The organism is Pedobacter sp. ASV1-7, from assembly GCF_040203335.1.
Classification (GTDB): Bacteria; Bacteroidota; Bacteroidia; order Sphingobacteriales; family Sphingobacteriaceae; genus Pedobacter.
Genome location: NZ_JBEHBV010000003.1, coordinates 205,867 through 230,271, shown reverse-complemented (window position 1 = coordinate 230,271; position 24,405 = coordinate 205,867). Strand labels below are relative to the sequence as shown.

Annotated in this window: 19 protein-coding genes; 13 read left to right on the top strand and 6 right to left on the bottom strand. The window is 37.6% G+C overall.

The features are described 5' to 3' along the window. Nucleotides 1-123: 123 nt before the first annotated feature. The 5 genes from ABDJ41_RS08905 (at nucleotide 124) to obgE (ending at nucleotide 4,127) form a co-directional block, all read left to right on the top strand. Nucleotides 124-792 carry an FAD-binding oxidoreductase gene (locus ABDJ41_RS08905; RefSeq protein WP_349785592.1) on the top strand — a complete coding sequence of 223 codons (669 nt, stop codon included), beginning with the start codon at nucleotides 124-126 and terminating at the stop codon, nucleotides 790-792. Between the two features lie 16 nt (nucleotides 793-808). Next, entirely contained in the window at nucleotides 809-1,480 is a 672-nt protein-coding gene (folE, locus tag ABDJ41_RS08900; protein ID WP_349785590.1) for a GTP cyclohydrolase I FolE, read from the top strand. Between the two features lie 22 nt (nucleotides 1,481-1,502). Then, entirely contained in the window at nucleotides 1,503-2,168 is a 666-nt protein-coding gene (locus ABDJ41_RS08895; protein WP_349785589.1) for a peptidylprolyl isomerase, read from the top strand. Nucleotides 2,169-2,478: 310 nt separating this feature from the next. Further along, nucleotides 2,479-3,048, top strand: coding sequence for an adenylate kinase (locus tag ABDJ41_RS08890; protein WP_349785588.1), 570 nt, complete (start codon nucleotides 2,479-2,481; stop codon nucleotides 3,046-3,048). Nucleotides 3,049-3,125: 77 nt separating this feature from the next. Continuing rightward, nucleotides 3,126-4,127, top strand: coding sequence for a GTPase ObgE (obgE, locus tag ABDJ41_RS08885; RefSeq protein WP_349785587.1), 1,002 nt, complete (start codon nucleotides 3,126-3,128; stop codon nucleotides 4,125-4,127). 8 nt (nucleotides 4,128-4,135) lie between these two features. Here obgE and ABDJ41_RS08880 read toward each other — a convergent pair whose 3' ends face one another. From ABDJ41_RS08880 to ABDJ41_RS08865, 4 genes are all read right to left on the bottom strand, one after another. Then, on the bottom strand, nucleotides 4,136-4,564 hold the full coding sequence (locus ABDJ41_RS08880; protein ID WP_349785586.1) for an SRPBCC family protein: 429 nt from the start codon (nucleotides 4,562-4,564) through the stop codon (nucleotides 4,136-4,138). 82 nt (nucleotides 4,565-4,646) lie between these two features. Next, nucleotides 4,647-6,818 (bottom strand): peptidase domain-containing ABC transporter, encoded by a 2,172-nt coding sequence (locus ABDJ41_RS08875; protein ID WP_349785584.1) that lies wholly within the window; start codon nucleotides 6,816-6,818, stop codon nucleotides 4,647-4,649. Between the two features lie 7 nt (nucleotides 6,819-6,825). After that, on the bottom strand, nucleotides 6,826-7,995 hold the full coding sequence (locus ABDJ41_RS08870; protein ID WP_349785583.1) for an HlyD family secretion protein: 1,170 nt from the start codon (nucleotides 7,993-7,995) through the stop codon (nucleotides 6,826-6,828). Between the two features lie 62 nt (nucleotides 7,996-8,057). Beyond that, nucleotides 8,058-8,291 (bottom strand): hypothetical protein, encoded by a 234-nt coding sequence (locus ABDJ41_RS08865; protein ID WP_349785582.1) that lies wholly within the window; start codon nucleotides 8,289-8,291, stop codon nucleotides 8,058-8,060. A gap of 295 nt (nucleotides 8,292-8,586) precedes the next feature. Between ABDJ41_RS08865 and ABDJ41_RS08860 the strand changes: the two genes are divergently transcribed. The 4 genes from ABDJ41_RS08860 (at nucleotide 8,587) to ABDJ41_RS08845 (ending at nucleotide 17,371) form a co-directional block, all read left to right on the top strand. Continuing rightward, nucleotides 8,587-11,391, top strand: a complete 2,805-nt coding sequence (locus tag ABDJ41_RS08860; RefSeq protein ID WP_349785581.1) for an FAD-binding and (Fe-S)-binding domain-containing protein — start codon at nucleotides 8,587-8,589, stop codon at nucleotides 11,389-11,391. Nucleotides 11,392-11,408: 17 nt separating this feature from the next. Then, a complete protein-coding gene (locus ABDJ41_RS08855) occupies nucleotides 11,409-11,798 on the top strand; it encodes a hypothetical protein (RefSeq protein WP_349785580.1) in 390 nt (129 codons plus the stop codon). Nucleotides 11,799-11,900: 102 nt separating this feature from the next. Further along, nucleotides 11,901-16,232: a CusA/CzcA family heavy metal efflux RND transporter gene (locus tag ABDJ41_RS08850; protein ID WP_349785579.1), complete on the top strand. Its 4,332-nt coding sequence runs from the start codon at nucleotides 11,901-11,903 to the stop codon at nucleotides 16,230-16,232. Nucleotides 16,233-16,234: 2 nt separating this feature from the next. Further along, on the top strand, nucleotides 16,235-17,371 hold the full coding sequence (locus tag ABDJ41_RS08845; protein WP_349785577.1) for an efflux RND transporter periplasmic adaptor subunit: 1,137 nt from the start codon (nucleotides 16,235-16,237) through the stop codon (nucleotides 17,369-17,371). A gap of 42 nt (nucleotides 17,372-17,413) precedes the next feature. Here ABDJ41_RS08845 and ABDJ41_RS08840 read toward each other — a convergent pair whose 3' ends face one another. Further along, nucleotides 17,414-17,731 (bottom strand): DUF6686 family protein, encoded by a 318-nt coding sequence (locus tag ABDJ41_RS08840; RefSeq protein ID WP_349785576.1) that lies wholly within the window; start codon nucleotides 17,729-17,731, stop codon nucleotides 17,414-17,416. A 176-nt stretch (nucleotides 17,732-17,907) separates the two neighbouring features. Between ABDJ41_RS08840 and ABDJ41_RS08835 the strand changes: the two genes are divergently transcribed. Continuing rightward, complete coding sequence (locus ABDJ41_RS08835) at nucleotides 17,908-19,818, top strand: AAA domain-containing protein (RefSeq protein WP_349785575.1); 1,911 nt, start codon at nucleotides 17,908-17,910, stop codon at nucleotides 19,816-19,818. 11 nt (nucleotides 19,819-19,829) lie between these two features. Here ABDJ41_RS08835 and ABDJ41_RS08830 read toward each other — a convergent pair whose 3' ends face one another. After that, a complete protein-coding gene (locus ABDJ41_RS08830) occupies nucleotides 19,830-20,030 on the bottom strand; it encodes a hypothetical protein (protein WP_349785574.1) in 201 nt (66 codons plus the stop codon). 124 nt (nucleotides 20,031-20,154) lie between these two features. Here ABDJ41_RS08830 and ABDJ41_RS08825 point away from each other — a divergent pair, with 124 nt between their 5' ends. From ABDJ41_RS08825 to ABDJ41_RS08815, 3 genes are all read left to right on the top strand, one after another. Continuing rightward, a complete protein-coding gene (locus tag ABDJ41_RS08825; protein ID WP_349785573.1) occupies nucleotides 20,155-21,732 on the top strand; it encodes a M1 family metallopeptidase in 1,578 nt (525 codons plus the stop codon). 311 nt (nucleotides 21,733-22,043) lie between these two features. Next, nucleotides 22,044-23,039, top strand: a complete 996-nt coding sequence (gene gap, locus ABDJ41_RS08820) for a type I glyceraldehyde-3-phosphate dehydrogenase (RefSeq protein WP_349785572.1) — start codon at nucleotides 22,044-22,046, stop codon at nucleotides 23,037-23,039. A gap of 138 nt (nucleotides 23,040-23,177) precedes the next feature. Continuing rightward, a complete protein-coding gene (locus ABDJ41_RS08815) occupies nucleotides 23,178-24,371 on the top strand; it encodes a phosphoglycerate kinase (protein WP_349785571.1) in 1,194 nt (397 codons plus the stop codon). Nucleotides 24,372-24,405 lie beyond the last annotated feature (34 nt).

Genomic DNA, 24,405 nt, shown 5'->3' with positions numbered 1-24,405 from the left:
CGTTCTACTAATTTACATAATAGAGTACTTATATATTAAAGGGTTACAAAATACTTTCTGATTAGATGAGGAAAAATGTAACCTTTTTTAAATAGGGGCGCTCTAATTTTATAAAAAAGAACAATGGAAAGCCATATTGTAAAAATACTGAGCATTGAAGATGTAACTCATAATGTTAAGCGCTTTATAGTGGAAAAACCTATGGGATATGTCTTTATACCCGGACAGGCTACAGACGTAGCTATTAATAAGCCAGGACTTGAAAACGAATTGAGACCATTCACTTTTACATCTTTAAACGATTGGAACTATCTGGAGTTTACTATTAAAATTTATAAAGGACATGATGGCGTCACAGAGAAGTTGGGATCATTGTCCATAGGCGATGAGCTGATTGTACACGAAGTATTTGGTACAATTCAATATAAAGGGATCGGGATTTTTATTGCAGGTGGAGCAGGGATCACACCCTTTTTATCTATTTTCAGACAGCTTAATCAAACTGGAGATTTGCAGGGAAATACCTTATTGTTTGCTAATCATAATGAAGATGATATCATTTGCAGAACAGAACTAAGTTACTTATTGGGCGAAAATTTAGTGAATGTATTGAAAGAACCACATGATCCGGGAATAAAATCTGAGGTAATAAATGAAGAACTCTTGCTTGGTTTTAGTGGTAGTAACATAAACTACTGGTATATTTGCGGACCCGATGCTTTTACAAATGCAATGGTAGGGCATCTTGAGCATATAGGTATTAAAAAAGAACAGATCGTTATTGAACAATAAAATCAATTAAAAGAGTATGACACAACAAGATCTATCTGCAACAGAAATAGAAGATTTATTAGGTGAGCAGCATATTGGAACTTCTTATGATACGCCATTAAGAAGCGATGCTTTTGATTTGAGTGATGAGGAGAAGATAAGTAGAATAAGCCATCATTTTCGTGAAATCATGCAAACATTGGGACTGGATCTAACTGATGACAGTTTGAATGGAACCCCTGGGCGTGTTGCCAAAATGTTTGTGAAAGAAGTATTCAGTGGATTAAATCCTGAAAATAAACCAGCGATTACGCTCTTCGAGAATAAATATCAATACAACCAAATGCTGGTTGAAAAAAATATCACACTGTATTCGAATTGTGAACATCATTTTGTCCCTATTATTGGTAAAGCGCATGTGGCATATATTTCATCTGGAAAAGTAGTAGGTTTGTCTAAACTGAATCGAATTGTTCAATACTATGCACAAAGGCCACAGGTTCAGGAACGCTTAACGATACAGATTGCTAATGAATTGAAGACTATTCTGGAAACAGATGATGTGGCAGTGTATATAGATGCAGTTCATTTATGTGTGTCCTCAAGAGGCATAAAAGACACCAGCAGCAGTACAATAACTACATCCTTTGATGGAGTATTTCTGGACGCTAAAAGAAAAGAAGAATTCCTGCAGTATATAAGAAATTAAGCCTTAAATCTTTATTTTCTAAATGAAAAACCTTTGTTTGTTTTTAGTTTTTATGCTGTTTGTCACGGTAGTAAAAGCCCAATCTACCTTTGTGCGTTTTATAACTAATAAAGGAAATATCACCGTCATGTTGTATGATGAAACTCCTGCACACAGAGATATGTTTCTGAAATCAATTAAAAAGGGATTATATAAAAATGCAGAATTTAACCGGGTCATTAAAGATTTTGTAAGTCAGGGTGGCGAATTGGATGATACCATTCTGAATCGTGAAAAGATGAATCCCGGGTTAGGGGCAAAACGTTTCCCTGCCGAAATAAGATCTTCAATATTCCATAAGAAAGGTGGTTTGGGTGCAGGTAGAGATGATAATCCAGAGAAAGCTTCTTATTTTACACAGATTTATCTGGTGGCGGGTAAAAAGCAAACAGATGATCAGCTGGATGCAATTGAAAAGAAAAAAAACAGAAAAATACCTGCTGCACAAAGAGCCATTTATAAAACGCTGGGTGGTACGCCACACCTTGATCAGGACTATACCATCTTTGGCGAAATAGTCGAAGGAATGGATGTTGCTGATGCCATCAATAGTGTTGCTACAGATAAAAATAATGTGCCATTAAAGGCCGTAGTTTTTAACCCAGTTGTGCTTTCTAAAATGGAAGTATTGAAACTGAAAAGAAACTAACATCACACACTATACTCAGGGGCTATTTTGTAAAAAAATGAGTATAATAAATTAATAATTATATATTTGCAACCTCAAAACTAACCACCAAATTTTTTATGTTCAAAAATATAATGAATTGAAAAAGGGTAAGTTATGATAAATTAATAAGTAAAAAAATATTTTCAATGGTTAAGATACAATTTATAGAAGCATATTTATTTAAAACTTCCTTAGATTGTATTGCATTTTTAACTTTGAGAGCTTAAATAATGAAACAGAAGCCTTAAACCCGCGGGTTGAAGGCTTTTTAACTTTAAAGACAACCCAAATGCTGAATTTTGTTCTCTTTGGCCCACCGGGTGCAGGCAAAGGCACCCAATCTGAAAAATTGATTGAGAAATATCAATTGATCCACATATCAACTGGTGATCTTTTCAGAGCACACATTAAAAATCAATCACCGCTTGGACAAAGGGTGAGCGCATTAATTGCTGATGGTCAATTGGTACCTGATGAAATTACCATCGCAATGTTGGAAGAGGAAGTGGATAAAAATCCTCAGGCTAAAGGATTTATATTTGATGGTTTTCCACGTACAGTACCACAAGCACAGGCATTGGATGAGTTTTTAGTGAGCAAAGGAAGTGCTATTGATGGTGTAATTGCATTGGATGTTGATCAGGAAGAGCTGACTAAACGTATTGCACAGCGTCAGCTTGAAACTGGGCGTGTTGATGACCAGGCTGATAAACTTCAAAAGCGTATTGAAGAATATTTTAGCAAAACCATTCATGTTTTGCCATATTACGAGTCACAAAATAAATTAAGTAAAGTAAATGGTATCGGGAAAATCGATGATATCTTTGCTGAGCTTTGTGCAGTTGTAGATAAATACTAGTACAAAAACATTAAGGATAGCGGGACAAAGCTTTATGCTGCCCGCTATTGTTATTTATAAAAAAACAGAGAAAGATTATGTCGCAGGGTTCCAATTTTGTAGATTATGTTAAAATATGTTGTCGTTCCGGTAAGGGGGGGGCAGGTTCTGCACATTTACACCGCGACGTAAGAACTGCTACGGGTGGTCCTGATGGTGGTGATGGTGGCCGCGGTGGTCACATCATACTAAGAGGCAACTCGCAATTCTGGACACTTCTCCATTTAAAATACCGTAAACATATTATTGCCCCTGATGGACTTCCTGGATCAAGTGGAACATCAACTGGTAAATCTGGTAAAGACGAAATTCTTGATGTACCACTAGGTACCATAGCTAAGAATGCAGAAACTGGTGAAGTTCTTTTCGAAATTACCGCTGATGGAGAAACAAAAATTCTTACTGCGGGTGGTCGCGGTGGCTTAGGTAATTGGCACTTTAAGTCCCCAACTATGCAAACACCACGCTTTGCACAACCTGGTGAAGCAGGAAAAGAAGAGTGGATGGTTCTTGAACTTAAAATTCTTGCTGACGTAGGTCTTGTCGGTTTTCCAAATGCAGGTAAGTCAACGTTATTGTCAGTTGTTTCTGCAGCTAAACCAGAGATTGCGGATTATCCTTTTACTACGTTAGTGCCAAACCTTGGAATCGTATCTTATCGTGGAGGTAAGTCTTTTGTAATGGCTGATATTCCAGGTATTATTGAAGGTGCATCGAAAGGCAAGGGGCTTGGATATAGATTCTTACGTCATATTGAACGGAATTCTGTATTATTATTTATGGTTCCTGCTGATACACATAGAAGCATCACTGAAGAATACGAAATCTTAAAGTCGGAGCTAAAAGATTATAATTCAGAGTTGATGCAAAAACCACATGTTCTTGCAGTTACAAAATCGGATATGTTGGATGAAGAGCTGAAGGAAGAGATGAAAAAAGAACTTCCTGCAAATGTTCCGTCAATTTTCATATCCTCTGTAGCTCAAAAAGGACTTGTAGAGTTAAAAGATATGCTATGGGAGGCGATAAATAAGGAGTAAGATATTCCCTATTTTTCCAGGTAAGCCTTAAGGTTGGTACCAATAATTTCTTTCCAGCCAGCAGTAAAGCTTTCTTTAGAAAAATTAGCATCGTCTTTAGCTGGAAAGGTATCCAAACCTGTATGAGTTAATTTAACCCTGGTTCCTGTTCCCACTTCAAACAATTCAAATGTAACTGATGAATTACCTGGGTAATTATCATAGCTCCATGTATAAGTTAATTTTTTACCTTCATCGGCTTCTGTGACTTTGCAGATGTGTAAATAGTTTTTATTTTCACTTCCTGCCATGAACTGGAATTTAAAACCTACCTCTGGTTTAAAGTTCTCAATGTTAAAATACCATTCTTTCATTTTTTTAGCGTCAGTCAGAGCTTCCCATACCTTAATAGCAGGAACGCTAAATGTTCTTTCTACGATTACTGGATCTGTTTTCATCTATCTGTATTTTGTTTCAGTTGATGGAACCTTCTGTCAATAGATAATAAACTTAATTTTATAACAAAGTGTTTTTAATATTTTACATTTTGACTAATTGTGGCATTTGCATGTTCCATAATCTTGAGTAGGCTGAATCTGGATTTAATAGAAGTTCATGGTGTGTCCCTTGTTCTGCTACAATACCTTTGTCCAAAACAATGATTTTGTCTGCATTGTTAAGTGTGCTTAGCCGATGTGCAATAACTATAACTGTTTTATGTTTGGCTTTTAAAAGATCAATTGCTCTTTGTACATATTGTTCAGATGCGGAATCCAGGGACGAAGTCGCTTCATCAAGAATCAGAATTTCAGGATTGCGGTACAAGGCCCTGGCAATGGCTATACGTTGTCGTTGCCCACCGGATAACGCTGCACCATTCTCTCCAAGGTAGGTTTGAAATCCTCTAGGTAAAGTTTCAATGAAATCAATGATGCCCAGCTGTTCGGAAATATCAAGAATACGCTGCATATCTGGCTCATGATCACCTATGGCAATGTTCTCAATTACATTTCCGGCAAAAAGATCAATCCTTTGCGGCACAACAGATACAGCTTCACGTAATGAAGATGTGCGGATATACTTTAAATCGTACTTGCCAATACTTACATTTCCTTGTGCTAATGGGTAAATGTTTTGAAGGATTGCCATTAAGGTTGATTTTCCTGAACCACTTTCACCTACAATAGCTGTAAATTTTGCTTTTGGTATTTCTAAATCAAGTCCTTCAAAAACTGGCATTCTTGTTCCATAGCGGAATGTGACATTATTGAAATGGATGTCGCCAATTTGAGCTGAAGTGAGTTCAATCTGGTTTTCAGAATTATCAACTGTTTCTCTTTCTAAATCCAGAATTTCAAAAAGCCTGTCTGCAGCAATAACTGCATCTTGTACCACCTTATTCATACCTATTAATGCAGATACGGGGCCTGTAAAATAGCCGATCAGTGTGTAAAATGACAATAACTCGCCGGGTGTGATATTATTGTCAAGTACAAAGCCTGCGCCAACCCATAATAAGACTATGGTTAGAAGACGCGATATCAGTTCTGCAGAAGTGGATGAAAATAATGCATTGATATTTGAAGAATATCCTGTCTTCAATAATTTAACAAATCTCAGTTCCGTTTTTTCATTGGCATGGCCTTCTAGTCCGAATCGCTTAATAGTGCTGATGGAATTTAAACTTTCAACAAGTTGTGACTCTAGTTCAGCAGAGTCTTCCATTAGTTTTCGTTGTGCTTTCTTGTTGAGTTTATTCGTGATCAGATAAACTACGAGGTATATCGGGATTACAGCAAGCATGAGTAGCGCTAGTTTCCAGTAATAGGTAAACATGACGATAAACGAAAAGAACACAATGAAAATGTTAACGAGAAAATTAATACTTACATCGTTTAAAAATGTTCTGATCTTTACAGCATCACCAATTCTTGAGATAATCTCGCCCACACGCATAGTATCAAAAAACTGTTGGGGTAGTTTTAGTAAATGCTTGTAATAGCCCAGTATCAGCTGGGCGTCTATCATTTGTCCGGTTTTTAGCGTAAATATGCTTTTTGCAGTACCTATAAAAAGTTGTACCATAAGTATCACGACCATAGCAATACCCATTAGGTTGAGTAAATTCCGGTTTCCGTCTACAAGTACAAAGTCGACCAGTTTTTGAACGAAAATAGAGGTAGAAAGACCTAAAATTGTATAAACAATAGCACCAAAAAGTGCCTGCATTAAAATACTTTTATGTGGTTTTATAAGACTCCAGAAACGACCCTGAACAGAGATCTCTTCATTACCGGGCTTAAATTCTTCAGTTGGTAGTAATAACAGAAGGTTCCCTGTCCATTCTTTTTTGAACTCTTCATGGCTCTTGCGGTGCATTTGCCCATCAATGGGATCCATCACCTGTATGTATTTTTTAGTGACTTTATAAATCACTACATAATGTGCCAGAATTTCTCCCACTATAACGTGTGCAATTGCTGGCAGTGGTATTTTGAATAGACTTTCGAATGGGCTTTTTACCCCTTTAGCTTCAAAGCCTAGCTTCTGGGCTGCTTCTACCAGTCCGAGTACTGTGGTACCTTTTTTATCTGTACCCGCAAGTTGCCTGATACGGGCAACAGGGAGGTTTAATTTATAATGTGTTGCTACGGAAGACAGGCATGCTGCTCCGCAATCTGTAATATCCCTTTGTTTTACTTTGCTGCTCATACCTGATTTATGCCCTCCCTATTACATTTGGATTTACCCAGTCATCAACTTTATCATACAGAAGCTGAAAGAAACTACGTTCTGTTACTGTAAAACGAGCGGTAAAGGTCATGCCCTTTTTTAGGAATCCCTTATAGCCATTCTTCAGCATTAAATGATCTGTTTTTAATTCGCATCTTACCTTAAATACAGGTTGGTTGTCTACTAGGATAATATCATCCGAAATATCCAGTACCTGACCAGTCACTAATCCCCATTGGTTATAATTATAGGCATCAATCTGAAAGCGTACTTCCTGTCCTTTTTTAATCAGGCCAATATCAGATGGTTTAACATAGCAAAAGGCAGTTAATGCTGCATCTGGCGATATTTCACCAATTTTTTGGTTGGCAAAAACATAAGCACCTTCTTGTATTCCTGTCAGGTTTTGAATGGAGCCGTCAATAGGTGATTTTACTATATATTGTTTCTTTTGCTCATTCAGCTCAATCTGTTGTCCACTTAATTGTTGCAGTTCTGTGCGTAAAGAGTTGGCTTCTGTTTGCCATTGTGTTTTATACTTGTTGATAATGAGCTTATATGCTGATTCGGATTGTTCATATTCGAATTTATAGCGCTCATATTCGGACTCTGTGACTGCTTTATTTTGAAATAGCTTGTTGTAGCGGTTAAAAGTACTCGATGCCTGGTCTTTATTGATACGCGCATTTTCCAGTTCCTGTACAAATTGTTGCCATGAAGCTGTATACTGTCCGGTTTTCAGGGGTGGATAGCTAAAACCATTTCTATTGATATACACTAATAAAGTGCGAATGTCTTGTAGGAAAGCTGATGTCTGACCTTGTTGAGTCTGAACAATGTTGCCTTGCTGTTTGGCTGAGGAAGCATCAATGGTAATTAAGGTCTCGCCTTGTTTAACCTTTTTATTATCGCTCAACTGAACTTTTATCAGGCGACCGTTAACCGGAACAATGAGTTCAGTTTTTTCGATGGACGACTGTAATAGTCCACCGCTTTTTACACTGATAGAAGTTTTGATAAAGGGTAATGCAGCAATGGTCAGCAAAAGAAACGTAATGGTAACCAGGTAAATGATTTGTGTTGATCTGTTGATTTGAGAACGGTAGACCAGGGAAGTCCCGGAAATGTTTTCTGTAGAATAAGAGGATAGAGACATTTAGCTGGTATATATTGAAATAGCCGTTATCTTTTTCAGGATAACGGCTATTTATTTTGTTCTTATAGACCGCCTAATGAGCCTAAAACAGTATTTAATTGCTTGTTAAGGAAAGAAAACGTATCGTTAAGTACGCTTTTTACAGCACCTGTAACTGGAGTTAAAGCACCAAGTAAACCGCCTAAACCAAGACCGCCTAAAAGATTAAGGTTTAATAAACCACCACCTTCAACTTTTGTCATTTCTGTTGCATTCAATTCTTGAACACCAAGATTGTTTAAATCTAATTTTTTCATACTAAGGATGATTATAATTTTTTTACTTCCCTACTCATCTAAGGCTTTTCAGGTTACGCCTATGTTTGGCCAACATGGTAACGAAAATAATAAAAGCGCTGTTAGATAGTTTCGTTCACTTTGTTCATTTAGCTTACTTCCTGTTATGTGACTTGTTCATTTTTTTAGGCATTTTGAAGATGCATACATAGTATTCATCAGTACCTGTTGACTGCTTATTAATTTTATTGTTTCTTTGTTTATTGCATTGTATATCACCCTATAGGTATTGCCTGTATAAGTATTTTGTCTTTAAATGGAAACTGGAGAACTTTTAGAAAGTATTTTACCCAAAACACGTATTAAATCACGTCTCATTGACCTTGTTGCCTATGCGTCTGATGCAGGCTTCTATTATTTGCGGCCTAAAGCTGTTGTACAACCAATAGCTGAATCAGAAATCATTGCTTTGTTCAGATTTTCTCATGAAAATCGTATTCCGCTAACTTTCAGAACAGGCGGTACCAGTTTATCCGGACAGTCTATTACCGATGGGATTCTGGTTGATTTAAGCCAGTATTGGAACAAGATGCAGATTGAAAATGATGGGCAACAGGTGAGGGTGCAGCCTGGGATTACCGGGAGTATGGTAAATGCTTATTTAAAACGATATAAAAGAAAAATTGGTCCAGATCCATCAAGTATTGATGCGGCAATGATGGGAGGGATTTTGTCTAACAATTCTAGTGGGATGTGTTGTGGTGTTAAGCTTAACTCTTATCATACTACCAAACATATTCGTTTCATTTTGCCTGATGGAAAGATTTTTAGTACCGAGAATCCTGGAGATTACAGTCGTTTTGAGCAAGATTGCAATAATATTTATACGGCGATAAAGAGTATGCAAGGGCAGCTTAAAAATAATGCGGAGCTGTATGATCGGGTACGTAGAAAGTACGAAACTAAAAATACAGTTGGTTATTCATTAAATGCATTTATAGATCATGATCATCCCCTGGATGTGTTAGTCCATCTTTTAATAGGAGCTGAAGGTACACTTGGATTTATTGCAGAAGCAGTAATGGAGACTGTTCCTGATTATCCTTATAAAACAACTGCATTTTTATATTTTCCTGATATGTATGCCGCTTGCCAAGCCATTATACCTTTAACTGTTTCTGGTGCAGAAGCAGTTGAATTGATGGATAGAGCATCTTTAAGGTCTATTGATAGTTTAAAAGGTGTTCCGAACCGTTTAAAAACTTTGCCTGACTCTGCAGCTGCTTTATTGGTAGAATTTCAAGCAAATAGTTTGGATGATCTGCATGCTAAAACCAATTTGTTTATGGCTTCTGCAGGTAATTTGTCTATGTTGGAATCTCCTGTATTTACAGAGGATGCGAAGGAACAAGCCTTTTTCTGGAAGTTGAGGAAAGGTATGTTTCCGGCAGTTGGGGCAGTAAGGGCTAGTGGTACAACGGTTATTTTAGAGGATATCGCTTTCCCGGTAGCAAAACTTGGGGATGCTATTATTGACCTTCAGGCTTTATTTAAAAAATATGAATACCATGAAGCCATCATTTTTGGCCATGCTAAAGATGGTAATATTCACTTTGTAGTTACGCAGGCTTTTCATACGGCAGCTGAAATAGAACGCTATGATTTGTTTTTGCAGGATGTAGTAACACTAGTGGTCGAAACTTATGATGGAACTTTAAAGGCCGAACATGGAACGGGGCGCAATATGGCGCCATTTATTGAAACAGAATGGGGTGGAGAGGCTTATGAAATCATGAAGACCTTAAAGGCGGTTATTGATCCACAAAATCTGTTAAATCCAGGTGTCATCATCAATGATAATAAAAAAGCACATATCGCAAATTTAAAGCCTTTGCCTTCAGTAGAGCAAGAGGTGGATAAATGCATTGAATGTGGTTATTGTGAACATAAATGTCCGAGTCGTAATGTGACATTGACTCCAAGGCAAAGAATTGTGGTAAGGAGGGAGCTTGCAGGGTTAAAAGCACAAGGTAATAAACGCGATTTTGATTTGTTGGTTAATGAATATCAATACGATGGTTTAGATACTTGTGCGGTTGATGGTTTGTGTGCAACTGCTTGCCCGGTTGATATCAATACAGGTGATCTAGTTAAACGTTTACGTAGAGAAAATCATAGCAAAACAGCTAACAGTCTGGCTGTAATGGTAGCAAAGAATTTTGGAGCCACTGCGTTTGTTGTAGGTGCCGCAGTTAAAGTTGGCGATGGTATAAACAGTGTATTTGGTGAATCTACCATGAGGAGTATTACAGGTGGACTAAAAAAAGTCATTCCTGCTATGCCACTCTGGAGTAATCAATTACAGGCCACAAAGGGGCGGATTTACGGAGATAGTGATGGAGCTGTGGTTTATTTTCCTACCTGTATTAATCGGATGATGGGAGGTGCGAAAGATAATAAGAAGAGTATGCCGGAAACGTTTATGAGTGTTTCTGCAAAAGCAGGGATCAAAGTATTGGTGCCTGATGATATCAATAGTTCATGTTGTGGACAGTTGTTCTCTTCTAAAGGTTATCAGGATGCATACGTTTATACTGCAAATGAAACGGTGAGAAAACTCTGGGCCTGGACATCAGGTGGCAAGCTACCTATTGTACTGGACGTAAGTTCTTGTACGCATACTTTACAGCATTGTCGTACTGTACTTTCTGATCAGAATCGGGCATATTTTGATCAGATGAATATTATTGACAGCATTGACTATCTATATGATCATGTCCTTCCTGTATTGAAAGAGGTTCGTAAAAAGGATAGTATTGTGTTGCATCCTGTTTGTACTTTAAAAAAGATGGGATTGGAGACTAAGTTGTTCCAGATTGCCAGTCATTTTGCGCAACAGGTGGATGTTCCTCTAAATGCAGGATGTTGTGGTATGGCTGGAGATAGAGGTTTCCTATTTCCTGAACTGACTGCTGCGGCAACGGCTCCGGAAGCGAATGAAGTGAAAAAAAAGGAATATGAAGGATATTACTCTACTGCTAAAACATGCGAAATGGCTATGTCTGATGCGGTAAGTAAAAATTATGAGTCAATTCTATATTTGGTTGACGAGTGTTTGTGAAATAGCTACATTTGCCCATGTTGAAGAAGCAGATTTCCATATTTATAGCTTTTACTATCCTCATTTTCTCTACCGAATTGCAGGAACTGATAAAGCTGCCTTTACTTTTTCAACATTATTATGAGCATAAGGTTATAAATGAAGAGATTACCTTTTCAGTTTATTTGATTGATCATTATAATTCTATTCCGCATACAGATAATGATGAAGAAAGGGACAATCAATTACCTTTTAAATCGGTAGAGCAAAATTCTGTTTTAACGAATCCCGCGATTCCACCATCTAATAAGTTTATTATAAAAAATCTTGCTATCCTGGATTTAGAACGCCCATCAGTCTATAATGATGAGGATATTCACCATACTTTTACGGGAAGCATTTGGCAACCGCCAAAATCTTTGATTTAATTCTTGTTTACGGAATGGGTTATGTTGAAGAATTCAACATGATGTTGTTCCTAGTTTTATATGGCCTTTTGGACTCTTCAAAGAATAAATCATACTAATTTTATGTTGAATAAAATCATTGGGTTTTCTGTAAAGAATAAACTCATAGTAGCGCTATTTACAATTGCGCTAATTATATACGGGGTTTTTGAATTGAGAAAACTCCCGGTAGATGCGGTGCCTGATATCACAAATAATCAGGTGCAGATCATTACTTCCGCACCTTCTTATGGTGCAACAGATATCGAAAGACTAGTTACTTTTCCAGTTGAACAAGCTAGTAGTAATATTGCAGGGATTAAAGAAATCAGAAGCTACAGTCGCTTCGGATTATCACTCGTTACTTTAGTTTTTAATGATGATGTAGATGTTTATTGGGCGAGACAACAAGTGTCCGAACGTTTACTGACGGTTCAGGCTAGTATTCCAGACGGAATCGGCAAGCCTGAGATGGGACCTATTTCCACCGGTCTGGGTGAAATTTACCAATATGTCGTAAAAGCTGAAAAAGGTTATGAAGATAAATATGACATCACTGAACTGCGTACGATACAAGATTGGATAGTCAGAAGGCAGCTTTTAGGCGTTAAAGGTGTTGCTGAAGTGAGCAGCTTTGGCGGTAAACTTAAACAGTATGAGGTTGCCATTAATCCCGCTAAGTTACAAGCTCAGGGAATTACTATTGCAGATGTTTTTAATGCATTGGAAAGTAATAACCAGAATACAGGTGGCTCATATATCGAAAAACAATCTACTGTGCTCTATATCAGGAGTGAAGGGTTGATCGGTAATAAGGAAGATATCGAAAATGTAGTGATCAAAAATACAGGTAACAATGTTCCTTTGTTGATTCGTGACGTAGCTGAAGTGAAAATTGGTGCAGCTACAAGATATGGAGCCTTAATTTATAATGATGAAGGTGAAGTTTCGGGAGCTATTGTGATGATGTTGAAAGGAGCCAACAGCAATGTGGTTATTGAAAGTATCAAAGATAAGATTGCTGAAATTCAGAAAACTTTACCAAAGGGGGTATCAATTGAACCTTTCCTTGATCGCACTGACATGGTGAGTAATGCAATAAGTACGGTTCAGACTAATCTGATGGAAGGTGCATTGATTGTGGTGTTTGTATTGGTGTTGTTCTTGGGGAATGCCCGTGCTGGTTTGATCGTTGCTTCGGTTATTCCACTTTCTATGCTGTTTGCCGTGATCATGATGAACCTGTTCGGGGTGAGTGGAAACTTAATGAGTCTTGGAGCACTCGATTTCGGCTTGATTGTAGATGGGGCGGTCATTATCGTTGAGGCAGTCATGCATCAGCTCTATCATCATAAAAAGTTTACAGGGCTGCGGACTTTGTCGCAGCAGGATATGGATAAGGAAGTGAAAAGTGCCTCATCTAAAATGATGAATAGTGCGGTGTTTGGGCAGATCATTATCCTTATCGTTTACCTCCCGATTTTTAGTTTGCAGGGAATTGAAGGTAAAATGTTTAAACCTATGGCGCAAACTGTTGCATTTGCCCTTTTAGGAGCTTTTATCTTGTCATTGACTTATATTCCAATGTTAAGCAGCATCTTTTTAAGTAAGAAAATCAGCGATAAAAAGAATTTTTCAGATCGATTGATGGCGAAAGTAGAATCTGGATACAGTAAGCTATTAAAACAAGCTTTAAACATTCCTAAGGTGCTTATCGCTATGGTAATCACTTTATTTGTGATTTCGGTTTTTTTATTGACCAGGCTGGGCGGAGAGTTTATTCCATCAATTGAAGAGGGTGATTATGCCGTAGAAACCAGGGTGCTTTCGGGGAGTAGCTTGAATACTACAATAGAGAATGTACAAAAGGTAGCGGCCATATTAAAAGAAAGATTTCCGGAAGTAAAGAATATTGTAACTAAAATTGGAAGTAGTGAGGTGCCTACAGAACCTTTACCAATGGATATGGGTGATATGATCATCAACCTAAAAAAGAAGAGTGAATGGACCTCGGCAAAGTCATTCGATGAACTTTCTGAAAAAATGGGTAAAGCCGCAAGTGAAGTTCCGGGTATTACAACGAGCTTCCAGTTTCCGGTACAAATGCGTTTTAATGAGCTGATGACGGGCGCAAGACAGGATGTGGTGTGTAAAATCTTTGGAGAAGATTTGGATACATTGGGCATTTATGCAAAACAGCTTGGGAATATAGTAAGAAGTGTAGAAGGTACTACGGAACAGTATGTGGAGCAAATTACCGGAACACCTCAAATTGTTATTAAGTATAACAGACCGGCTATTGCGCAATATGGATTGAATATCTCTGATGTAAATAGAAACATTAATGCTGCATTTGCAGGCCAGAGTACCGGTCTTGTATTTGAGGGCGAGAAGCGTTTTGAACTGGTAGTGAGACTGGAGAATGAAAATAGAAAAGACATTTCTGATGTGCAAAATCTATTGATTCCAACAGCATCGGGAAGTCAGATTCGTTTGAGCCAGGTGGCTACGGTAGAATTGGTAGATAGTCCGAGCCAGATACAGCGTGAGAATACGCAACGCCGAGTTTTAGTCGGCTTTAATGTAAATGGACGCGATGTAGAGAGCATTGTGAAAGAATTGCAGGACAAAGTAAGTGAAAAGATCAAATTGCCTACTGGGTACACCATTAGTTATGGTGGTTCTTTTGAAAATCTGAACGAAGCCAAATCGCGATTGTCGGTCGCTGTTCCAGTATCTCTGATACTCATTTTTATCTTATTGTATTTTGCTTTTGATTCAATAAAATATGGATTACTGATCTATACAGCAATCCCATTATCAGCAATTGGTGGGATTTTATTTCTTGCTATGAGGGGAATGCCTTTTAGTATCAGCGCTGGAGTTGGTTTCATTGCATTATTCGGAATAGCAGTGCTCAATGGTATTGTATTAGTCGCAGAGTTTAACAGAATTAGAGCTTCAGGAGAAACAGATATGAGAAATGTGGTATTGCAGGGAACAACAACAAGGTTAAGGCCTGTTTTGATGACTGCTTTTGTGGCCTCTTTAGGTTTTTTGCCTATGGCCATAAGTAACGGTGCAGGTGCTGCTGTACAGCGGCCATTGGCGACAGTGGTTATTGGTGGATTGATGATTGCTACCTTGCTTACGCTTTTTGTATTACCAATATTATACATTGCTTTTGAAAAAGGTATAAAGCCACGGAAAATTAAGAAAGAGATCGTTACGATAATATTGTTATTGTTTGCTTTCTTGCCATCAACAGCTCAACAGCCAATTCTTTTGACAGAAGCGTTAGATAGTGCAGCAAAGGGAAACATGCTGCTGAACAATCAGAAATTAAGAGCAGAACAAGCCAGACAATTGATAAAAACGGCTAACGATATCCCTCAAGCCAGCATATCTGCTCAGTATGGGAAATTTAATAGCGATCTGCTAGATAATGCCATTGCAGTGAATCAAAGCCTTAGCTTTCCAACAGTGTATAGCCGACAAAAAAAGCAATTGTTGGAGGAGTGGAAAACAACATTGTTGGAGGTGGATTTAAAGCAGTCTGAAATTAAAAGACTGACGACTGCAGTGTTTTATGAAATGCTGGTCATAGCTGAAAAACAAACTTTATTGTCCTCAATGGATAGTGCTTACAGGGAGTTACTCCGAGTAGCTGACCTGCGTTTTAAGGCTGGGGAGACAAATATGTTGGAGAAAGCGAGTACAGAGAATCAATTGACACAGTTGAACAAGCAACGGAAAGAATTGCATAAAGAGGCTGTTTCATTACAGCAACAATTTATGTTATTGATCAATAGCTCGGAATTGCGTTTGCCACAATCGGAAAGTTACAAGATGCAGGTGAGTGCTACAGATCAGGCAGCATTGGAAAATCACCCTCTTTTTAAACTCTATTTACAAAAAGAGAAAGTTGCTGTAGCGGCAACAGGAGTTGAAAAATCAAAATTATTGCCTGAAATTAATTTGGGCTACAATAATATGAGTATTCAGAACGGATTGAATTATGACCTCGGGTCCCGGTTTCATTCTTTTCAGTTGGGGCTTGGGATTCCTATCTTTTATGGAGGACAAAAAGCCAGAATAAAGTCTGCACAAACATTTCAGGATATTACTAAAAATGAGACTGCTTATGCAGGAAAGCAATTAAAAGCAGAACTGGAAGATGTGCTAAGTCAAGTTAAAAAGAATCAGGAGATTGTAAATGACTTTGAAAGCAGTGGCTTAAAAAATGCAAAAGATATTACACAGACTTTGAACAGACAGTTGCAAAAAGGTGAAATCAATTACCTGGAGTGGACTGTGCTGAATCAACAGGCTTTATCCTTGCGTCTGGATTATTTAAATGCTGTGAATGACTTAAACAATAGTATTATTCAATTGAATTACCTTTTATCAAAATAAAAATGAAATCTATTACATTAAAATATATATTCCTTTTGCTTGTTGCTGTTTTTATCTATGGTTGTGTCAGCAGTGCTAAGGAGGAAGCAAAGGTAGCAGCTCCCGTGGATGAAAGTATCGTACAACTTAGTCCTGAGCAAGCGAAGCAAATTGATTTACAGGTGCAGGATGTACAAGCTAAAAATATCAGCAGTACATTGAAACTGAGTGGGCAAATTGATGCCCCCCCTCAAAATATGGTCTCAGTAAGTGTTCCTTTAGGTGGGTATTTGAAATCTACAGATATGCTTCAGGGTACCCAAGTTCGAAAGGGACAGCTTTTGGCTGTGATGGAAGATCCTCAGTATATTCAATTGCAACAGGACTATCTTAGTACAAAGAATAAATTGGCTTATGCAGGCAAAGAATACAGCAGACAACGGGAGCTGAATATCTCTAAAGCTGCAAGTGATAAGGTTTTACAAATGGCAGAGATGGACTTTAGGACTTTGAATATTGAGTATAAAGCACTCGCAGAGAAGTTAAGGCTTATTGGAATTGAGCCGGCTAAGCTAACCGAAAATAACATCAGCCGTGCAATTAGAATTTATTCACCAATTAATGGTTATGTGAGTAAGGTGAATGTGAATATTGGAAAATATGTACTGCCTTCAGATATACTTTTTGAGTTGGTAAATCCGAATAACATCCACCTTAATCTTACTGTGTTTGAAAAAGACCTGAACAAAATCAAAATCGGACAGGAGGTTGTTGTATATAGCAATTCATCTCCGGATAAAAAGTACAGTACTAAGGTGAAATTGGTTAGCAGATCACTGGGTGATGAAAGAAGCGCTATTGTTCAATGTGATTTTAAACAGCAGGACCGGGCACTTGTGCCGGGAATGTATATGAATGCTGAGCTGCACTTAGATAAAGGTATCATAGGTGCTTTACCCGATGATGCATTGGTTAGTTTTGAAAATAAAGATTATGTATTTATCGATAAAGGGAATAATACCTTTAAAATGACGGAGGTGAATAAGGGGAATACAGATCAGGGGTACACTGCGATAGATTCAGCATTGGACGGAAAGAAGATTGTGGTAAAGGGTGCTTATTCTTTGTTGATGAAACTGAAAAATACAATGGAAGAATAAAAATATATTGATGCTGCTAAAAAAGGCAGCATCAACACTTGCTCATTGCATCAATTCGTACACTTCTTTCATAAAAATAGCTTCATCGATTGCTGCTTTGCACAATTCAAATTCTTCCTCAGCAAATGCGAAGCTGATGTCATCATGAGGCGTGTGCAGGATTATTCTTTCTTCCCCACCAGGAAATGGAAGGCATCTGTCTTCAAAGCAAAGGCTGTTGAGGACTTCTTTAAAAGATGAGAATGCCTCCTCTGAAAAACTCAACATCAGATTGTCGTGCCAGATATAAAATGTTTTGCAACCTATGCAGTTGCTTATTATCGTTTGTCCTTTTTGACTTAATATTTTGTTAATACACATCGCAATTAATTTTTTTCATTAGATGATTGCCACAAGATTTGATTCGGCTATAAATATAGTTCCTATTATTTATATTCATTCTAAATAGTTGAATTAAAATAAATTTTGTCTCCGTTAGGTAGTCCTTATCTAGGTCTGACGCATTATGTTACAGCTTTATACTTATCTTTGCGCGAATGCCATATTTTAAAAAACTGCTTGATCTTCTAAAAACTGAACGTGAGGAAGATCTGAAAAGCTATATCAAACAGAAAGAAACACTTTCGGTTGCAGAACGTAGAGCAAATGGTTTAACCTGGTATCCCATTGCAATCCGCGGCTCAGAAATGAGTAGGGGAGATTATTTAACTGTTGAAGTAGAACGGACAACTCATCAGGATTTACCGCATCAGTTAAGATTTGGTATGCCTGCGGTATTATTTTCGAATCATAATCCCAAAAATGATCGGGTTGAAGGGGTAATTGCTTATCAGGGAGGTAGTCGTTTAAAAATTACTTTACGTACAGATGAATTGCCTGATTGGGCTAGAGATGGTAAGTTAGGTATTGATGTCCTTTTTGATGATCATAGTTATGATGAAATGCAGGGAGCGGTTAAACGTGCTGCTAATCTGAATGAGCAGGGGGATGATCATGATTTGATCAAAGTGCTGACAGGTGCGGGTACACCTTATTTTGCAGATGATATTTTTCATTATCCAATTCCGAAATTGAATGAAGTTCAGCAACTTGCAGTAAATCATATTGTCGCTGCACAGCATTTAGCTATTGTTCATGGCCCACCAGGGACAGGCAAAACGACCACACTGGTACAGGCAATTAAGGCATTAATTAAGCAATATGGGAAGCAGATTTTAGTGGTTGCACCAAGTAATACTGCGGTCGACCTTCTAAGTGAAAAACTGGCTGATGAAGGTATGAATGTTTTGCGTATTGGTAATCCGGCAAGGGTCTCTGAAAAACTGTTTTCTTTAACTTTAGATAGCAAGATGGCTGTTCACAACAGTATCAAAGAGGTTAAGGATTTGAAAAAACAGGCTGCGGAGTATAAAAATATGGCTCATAAGTACAAAAGGAATTTTGGAAGAGCAGAGAAGGAGCAGCGAAAAGCACTTTTCGACGAAGCGCATAAGATCATGAAATCTGTTGCAAACACAGAACAGTACATCGTAGAAGATCTGATAGATAAGGCACAGGTAATTACGGCAACTTTGGTAGGTGCGAGTCATTATACGATTAAGGACAGAAAGTTTGATACAGTTGTAATTGATGAGGCCGGACAGGCCCTGGAGCCTGCATGTTGGATTCCAATATTGAAAGCTAAGAAAGTAATATTAGCTGGTGATCATTGTCAATTATCTCCAACTATAAAGTCTAATGAAGCTGCAAAAGCAGGTTTAAGTATTACTTTATTGGAAAAGTGTGTGGCTTTACATCCTGGGGCTGTTGTTTTACTTGAAGAACAATATCGAATGAATGCGCAGATCATGGGGTATTCTTCTGATGTATTTTACAGTAGAAAATTAAAAGCACATGAATCGGTAGCAAATCATTTGCTTTTTCCTGAGGATACTGCACTAAACTTTGTGGATACTGCTGGTTGCGGTTTTGAAGAACAAACTGAAGGAACAAGTACTTATAACACTGAAGAGGCTGCATTCTTGTTGAAGCACTTAGCTCAGTTAGTGTTACAGGTGAATAGTAGTTACAACATCCAAAATTTCCCGACTATAGCATTGATTTCACCTTACAAGCAACAAATACATGTGATCAAAGACCTGCTGCTTAACCATCCAATTTTAATGCCTTATCTTGAAAAAATATCTGTGAATACCATTGATAGTTTTCAGGGACAGGAAAGAGATATTGTTTATATCGGAATGACAAGAAGTAATGCTGATGGTGTGATCGGATTCTTATCTGATATCCGCAGGATGAATGTGGCCATGACCCGTGCAAGAAAAAAGTTGGTGGTGATAGGAGATAGTGCAACTTTATCAAGACTCCCTTTTTATGCTGATTTTATTACTTATGCTGAAAAGATTGATGCGTATAAAAGTGCATGGGAATTTGCCGACTTAGATTGAATTACTGATAGTTAATCTTTATCGGATTGATCCCCACTGCCATGTTTTTCCGAATAATCTCTTGCGTTTTCATCTGCTAAAGTATTCCCTTCTTGTTCGGGTTCCAGATTTTTATCTAAACGATCGTTCCATTTATCTAATGCATCTGGATGGGGGTGTTTCTTTGTCAGGTTAACATTTACTTTTTCGGTTTTTGATTTTGGATGTTTCATTTGAAGGGAAATTAAAAGCTTTGTTATTATTAAACGTTATAGTGATACAATAGGTTTTAAAAAAATTATTACCTTTCCAGACCTGTGTATATAACAGGTTTATTAGTTTTAAAGTACGTTGCTTATGAAAAAGTGTCTAACCTTCATTCTTGTTATTTTTAGTTCAATTGTTTTTGCACAGGAAAAATATTGGCAGCAACATGTAAGGTATAATATTGATGTAACTTTAAATGATCAGGATAAATCTTTAAAAGGTTTTGAGAAGATCGTCTATAAAAATAATTCTCCGTCAAGTCTTAATTTCATCTGGTTTCATATCTGGCCAAATGCCTATAAGAATGAGAATACTGCTTTGTTCCATCAGTTGAAAAATGATACAGCGAGGGCAAAAAAGATGGAAAAGTATACCTATGGTAGTATAGATGGGTTAAATTTTAAAGTAAATGGGAAAGTAGCAAAGACGGAAGCTCATCCTAATCCTCAATATATAGATGTGATTAAGCTGAATCTGGCTACGCCATTGAAATCAGGAGATTCTGTGATCATTACTACTGATTTTAATGTGAAGTTGCCTTCATATTTCTCCAGATCTGGATTTGCTGAAGGTGAATTTATGGTATGCCAATGGTACCCGAAACCTGCAGTTTTTGATAAAAACGGCTGGCATGAGTTCCCATATTTAGATATGGGCGAATACTATAGCGATTATGCATCCTTCAATGTGAATATTACTGTTCCTTCAAGTTATGTGGTTGGTGCTACAGGTGTTTTGCAAAACGCTGATGAACTGGCAATGTATAAGCAAATTGGTTCAAAAAATGTTGCTGATAGAAAAGCGAAGCCTATTCTATATACCCCGAAAATTAAAACTGGTGTAAAGAAACTGAATTATAAGATCGATAATGTACCAGACTTTGCATGGTTTGCTGATAAGGGCTTTGTAATTCAATATGATACTTTAAAACTTGAATCGGGGAGGATTGTAGATGCCTTTACTTATTACCATGATAGTGATAGTACCTTATGGAATTATAGCATTGATTATACGAAAGATGCAGTGAAAAAATATAGTAAGTGGATTGGAGAGTATGAATATCCTATAGTTCAGGTAGTGGAAGGTCCTAAAAATGAATCAAGTGGTGGAATGGAGTATCCAACAATTACACTGATTACAAGTCCCGGTGCAAAGAAAGAATATCTTGACGGTGTAATCACACATGAGATAGGACACAACTGGTTTATGAGTATGCTGGGTAGCAATGAGCGCCAGTACGCCTGGTTAGATGAAGGTTTGAATACCTTTTTTCAGTTCAGGTATGAGGCTGAAAAGTATAGGGCTAACTCTGTTTTTGGCGATATCCCTATTGAAGTTCAGGCATTGCCAGCCAAAGAGTTCTTGTCTTCTATTTACGGGGCATTAAGTGGGATTCCTATGAAATCTGCAATTGATATCCCTTCGGAGAAATTTGCTTCATCTGATGATTATAGTACAGCTTCTTACCTTAAGCCTGCTTTGTGGTTGTATATTCTGGAAAATTCGGTAGGAAGAGAAAAAATGGACAGTGCTTTTCAGTTGTATTTTAAGCAGTGGAAAGGGAAACATCCTCAACCTGAAGATTTCAAAGCTTCATTGGAACAATCGCTGGGGATTAATCTTACTAGATATTTTGAACTGTTGAAGAAAGAAGGTAAGTTCGAGTAAAGGAAAATCTTCCTCTCAATTTTAATCCAATTTTTTCGAATCGAAATCGGGCTTGCATGAAGCTAGTATCAGGCTTCGTGGTTATGTCGAATTTAATAGGGACCTCCTTGCTCTCTCCTTCTGCTTTGTTCGGGAAAAATCAAATAAAATTAATAGTAAACAGGAGCACTGGCAGAGCTCTTTATAACCAGACTATCCAGCTCATTTCAAATCCCATAAAAATCTCATTTTTGGGATGATTTTATGACTTATTATACTACCGCTGATTTAAAGAATATGGGTACTTTTGCATACATATTTATACGAGTAGAATGAAATTAGCAATTAATGGTTTTGGAAGAATCGGGCGTATTTTTTTACGCACTGCTCTTGAACGAAATATCAATGTTGTAGCCATAAATGATTTGGGTAATCCTGAAACATTAGCTCATCTTTTTAAATACGATAGTGTACATCGTGGATTTAAAGGAAACGTTAAACATGAAGATGGAGCTTTAATTATTAATGGAAAGAAAATTCAAGTTTATAACAAGGTTAAACCTGAGGATTTGCCATGGGCAAGCTTAGGAATTGATCTTGTGGTAGAATCAACAGGCAAGTTTACCAATCGAGCAGGAGCTGAACTTCATTTAAAAGCTGGAGCAAAACAAGTGCTGATTTCGGCACCTTCTGCTGACAGAGATATACCAATGATTGTGCTTGGAGTAAATGATGATAAAGTTGATTTAACAGCTCCAATCCTTTCAAATGCTTCCTGTACCACCAATAATGTGGCTCCGATGGTTAAGCTTCTGGACGATAACTGGGGAATAAGGGATGGATATATTACCACTGTACACTCGATGACGGGTGATCAAAGCCTGCACGATTCTCCACATAAAGATTTGAGAAGGGCCAGAGCTGCTTCAGCATCTATCATTCCTACCAGCACTGGGGCTGCAAAAGCGATTACAAATATTTTTCCTCATCTGGAAGGTAAACTTGGAGGTGCAGGAATAAGAGTCCCTGTGTTGAATGGCTCTTTAACAGACTTTACCTGTATTTTAAAATCACAGACTACTATAGAGGAAATCAATGCTGCATTTAAGAGAGCTGCTGATTATGAAATGAAAACAATAATAGAGTATACTGAAGATGCAATTGTATCAGTAGATATTTTAGATAACCCACATTCATGTGTATTTGATGCGCAGCTGACTTCAATAGTCGGTGATCTCGTCAAAGTTGTTGGTTGGTATGATAATGAATCAGGATATTCTACAAGGTTGGTTGATCTTGTGCAAAAAATCGCTAAAAATTATAATTAATGAGTTGAGATCGGCTAATGCTTCTTATATTTGGTGTCACACGCGGAGATGCAGGGAATAGGTCCGCATTTTGATATGATCAAATCATTTCGTAAACAACCGCAAACCAAACCTTAATAATAAAAGATAAAATTAAAAATGAGAACAATCGATCAATGCAATTTCAAAGATAAGAAGGCTCTGGTAAGGGTAGATTTTAACGTCCCTTTGGATAATGAATTTAACATTACTGATGATAAAAGAATGCGTGCAGCATTGCCTACCATCAATAAAATATTGAACGATGGTGGATCTGTGATCCTAATGTCTCACTTGGGGCGTCCAAAAGGTGGGCCTGAAGATAAATATTCGTTAAAACACATATTGGGTGACCTTTCAAGAATGCTTGATCTTGAAGTTAAATTTGCTGACGATTGTGTTGGCGCTGTAGCTACTGAAAAAGCTAAAAATCTGGTTCCAGGACAAGTGTTGCTTTTAGAGAATCTTCGTTTTTACAAAGAGGAAGAAAAAGGTGATCGTGTCTTTGCTGAAAAGTTAGCAAAATTGGGTAACGTATATGTTAATGACGCTTTTGGTACCGCGCATCGTGCACATGCTTCGACAGCTATTGTTGCTGAGTTTTTTCCTACGGAAAAATATTTTGGTTATTTGATGGCTGAAGAGCTGAAAAATGCAGAAAAAGTAAATCATGGTGCTGAAAAGCCTTTTACTGCAATTATGGGTGGAGCTAAAGTGTCTGATAAGATTTTGTTGATTGAAAGCTTGCTAGAAAAAGTAGATAACCTGATTATTGGTGGTGGTATGGCATATACTTTCGCTAAAGCTGCTGGTGGTGAGATTGGTACTTCTTTATTGGAAGAGGATAGGATGGCTTTGTGTCTGGAACTAGTAGAGAAAGCAAAAGCAAAAGGCGTGAATCTTTATTTGCCTTTAGATACTGTTATAGCTGATAAATTTGATAATGAAGCTAAAAAGGGAAATGTAGATTCAGGAAAAATTCCAGCAGATTGGATGGGATTGGATATTGGTCCTAAAACTGTTGAGTTGTTTTCAAAAGTGATCGCTGATTCTAAAACTTTATTGTGGAATGGCCCAATGGGGGTTTTTGAAATGACTAATTTTGAGCAAGGAACACGTGCAGTGGCAGATGCAGTTGTGGCTGCGACACAAAATAACGGTGCGTTTTCACTAATTGGAGGTGGAGATTCGGCTGCGGCAATTGCTAAATTCAATTTAGAAGATAAAGTTAGCTATGTGTCTACTGGTGGTGGAGCATTGTTGGAATATATGGAAGGAAAAGAATTGCCTGGTGTTAAGGCGATTAATGACTAATAATAGGAGTGATTTTTAAAACAGGCGTTTCGTT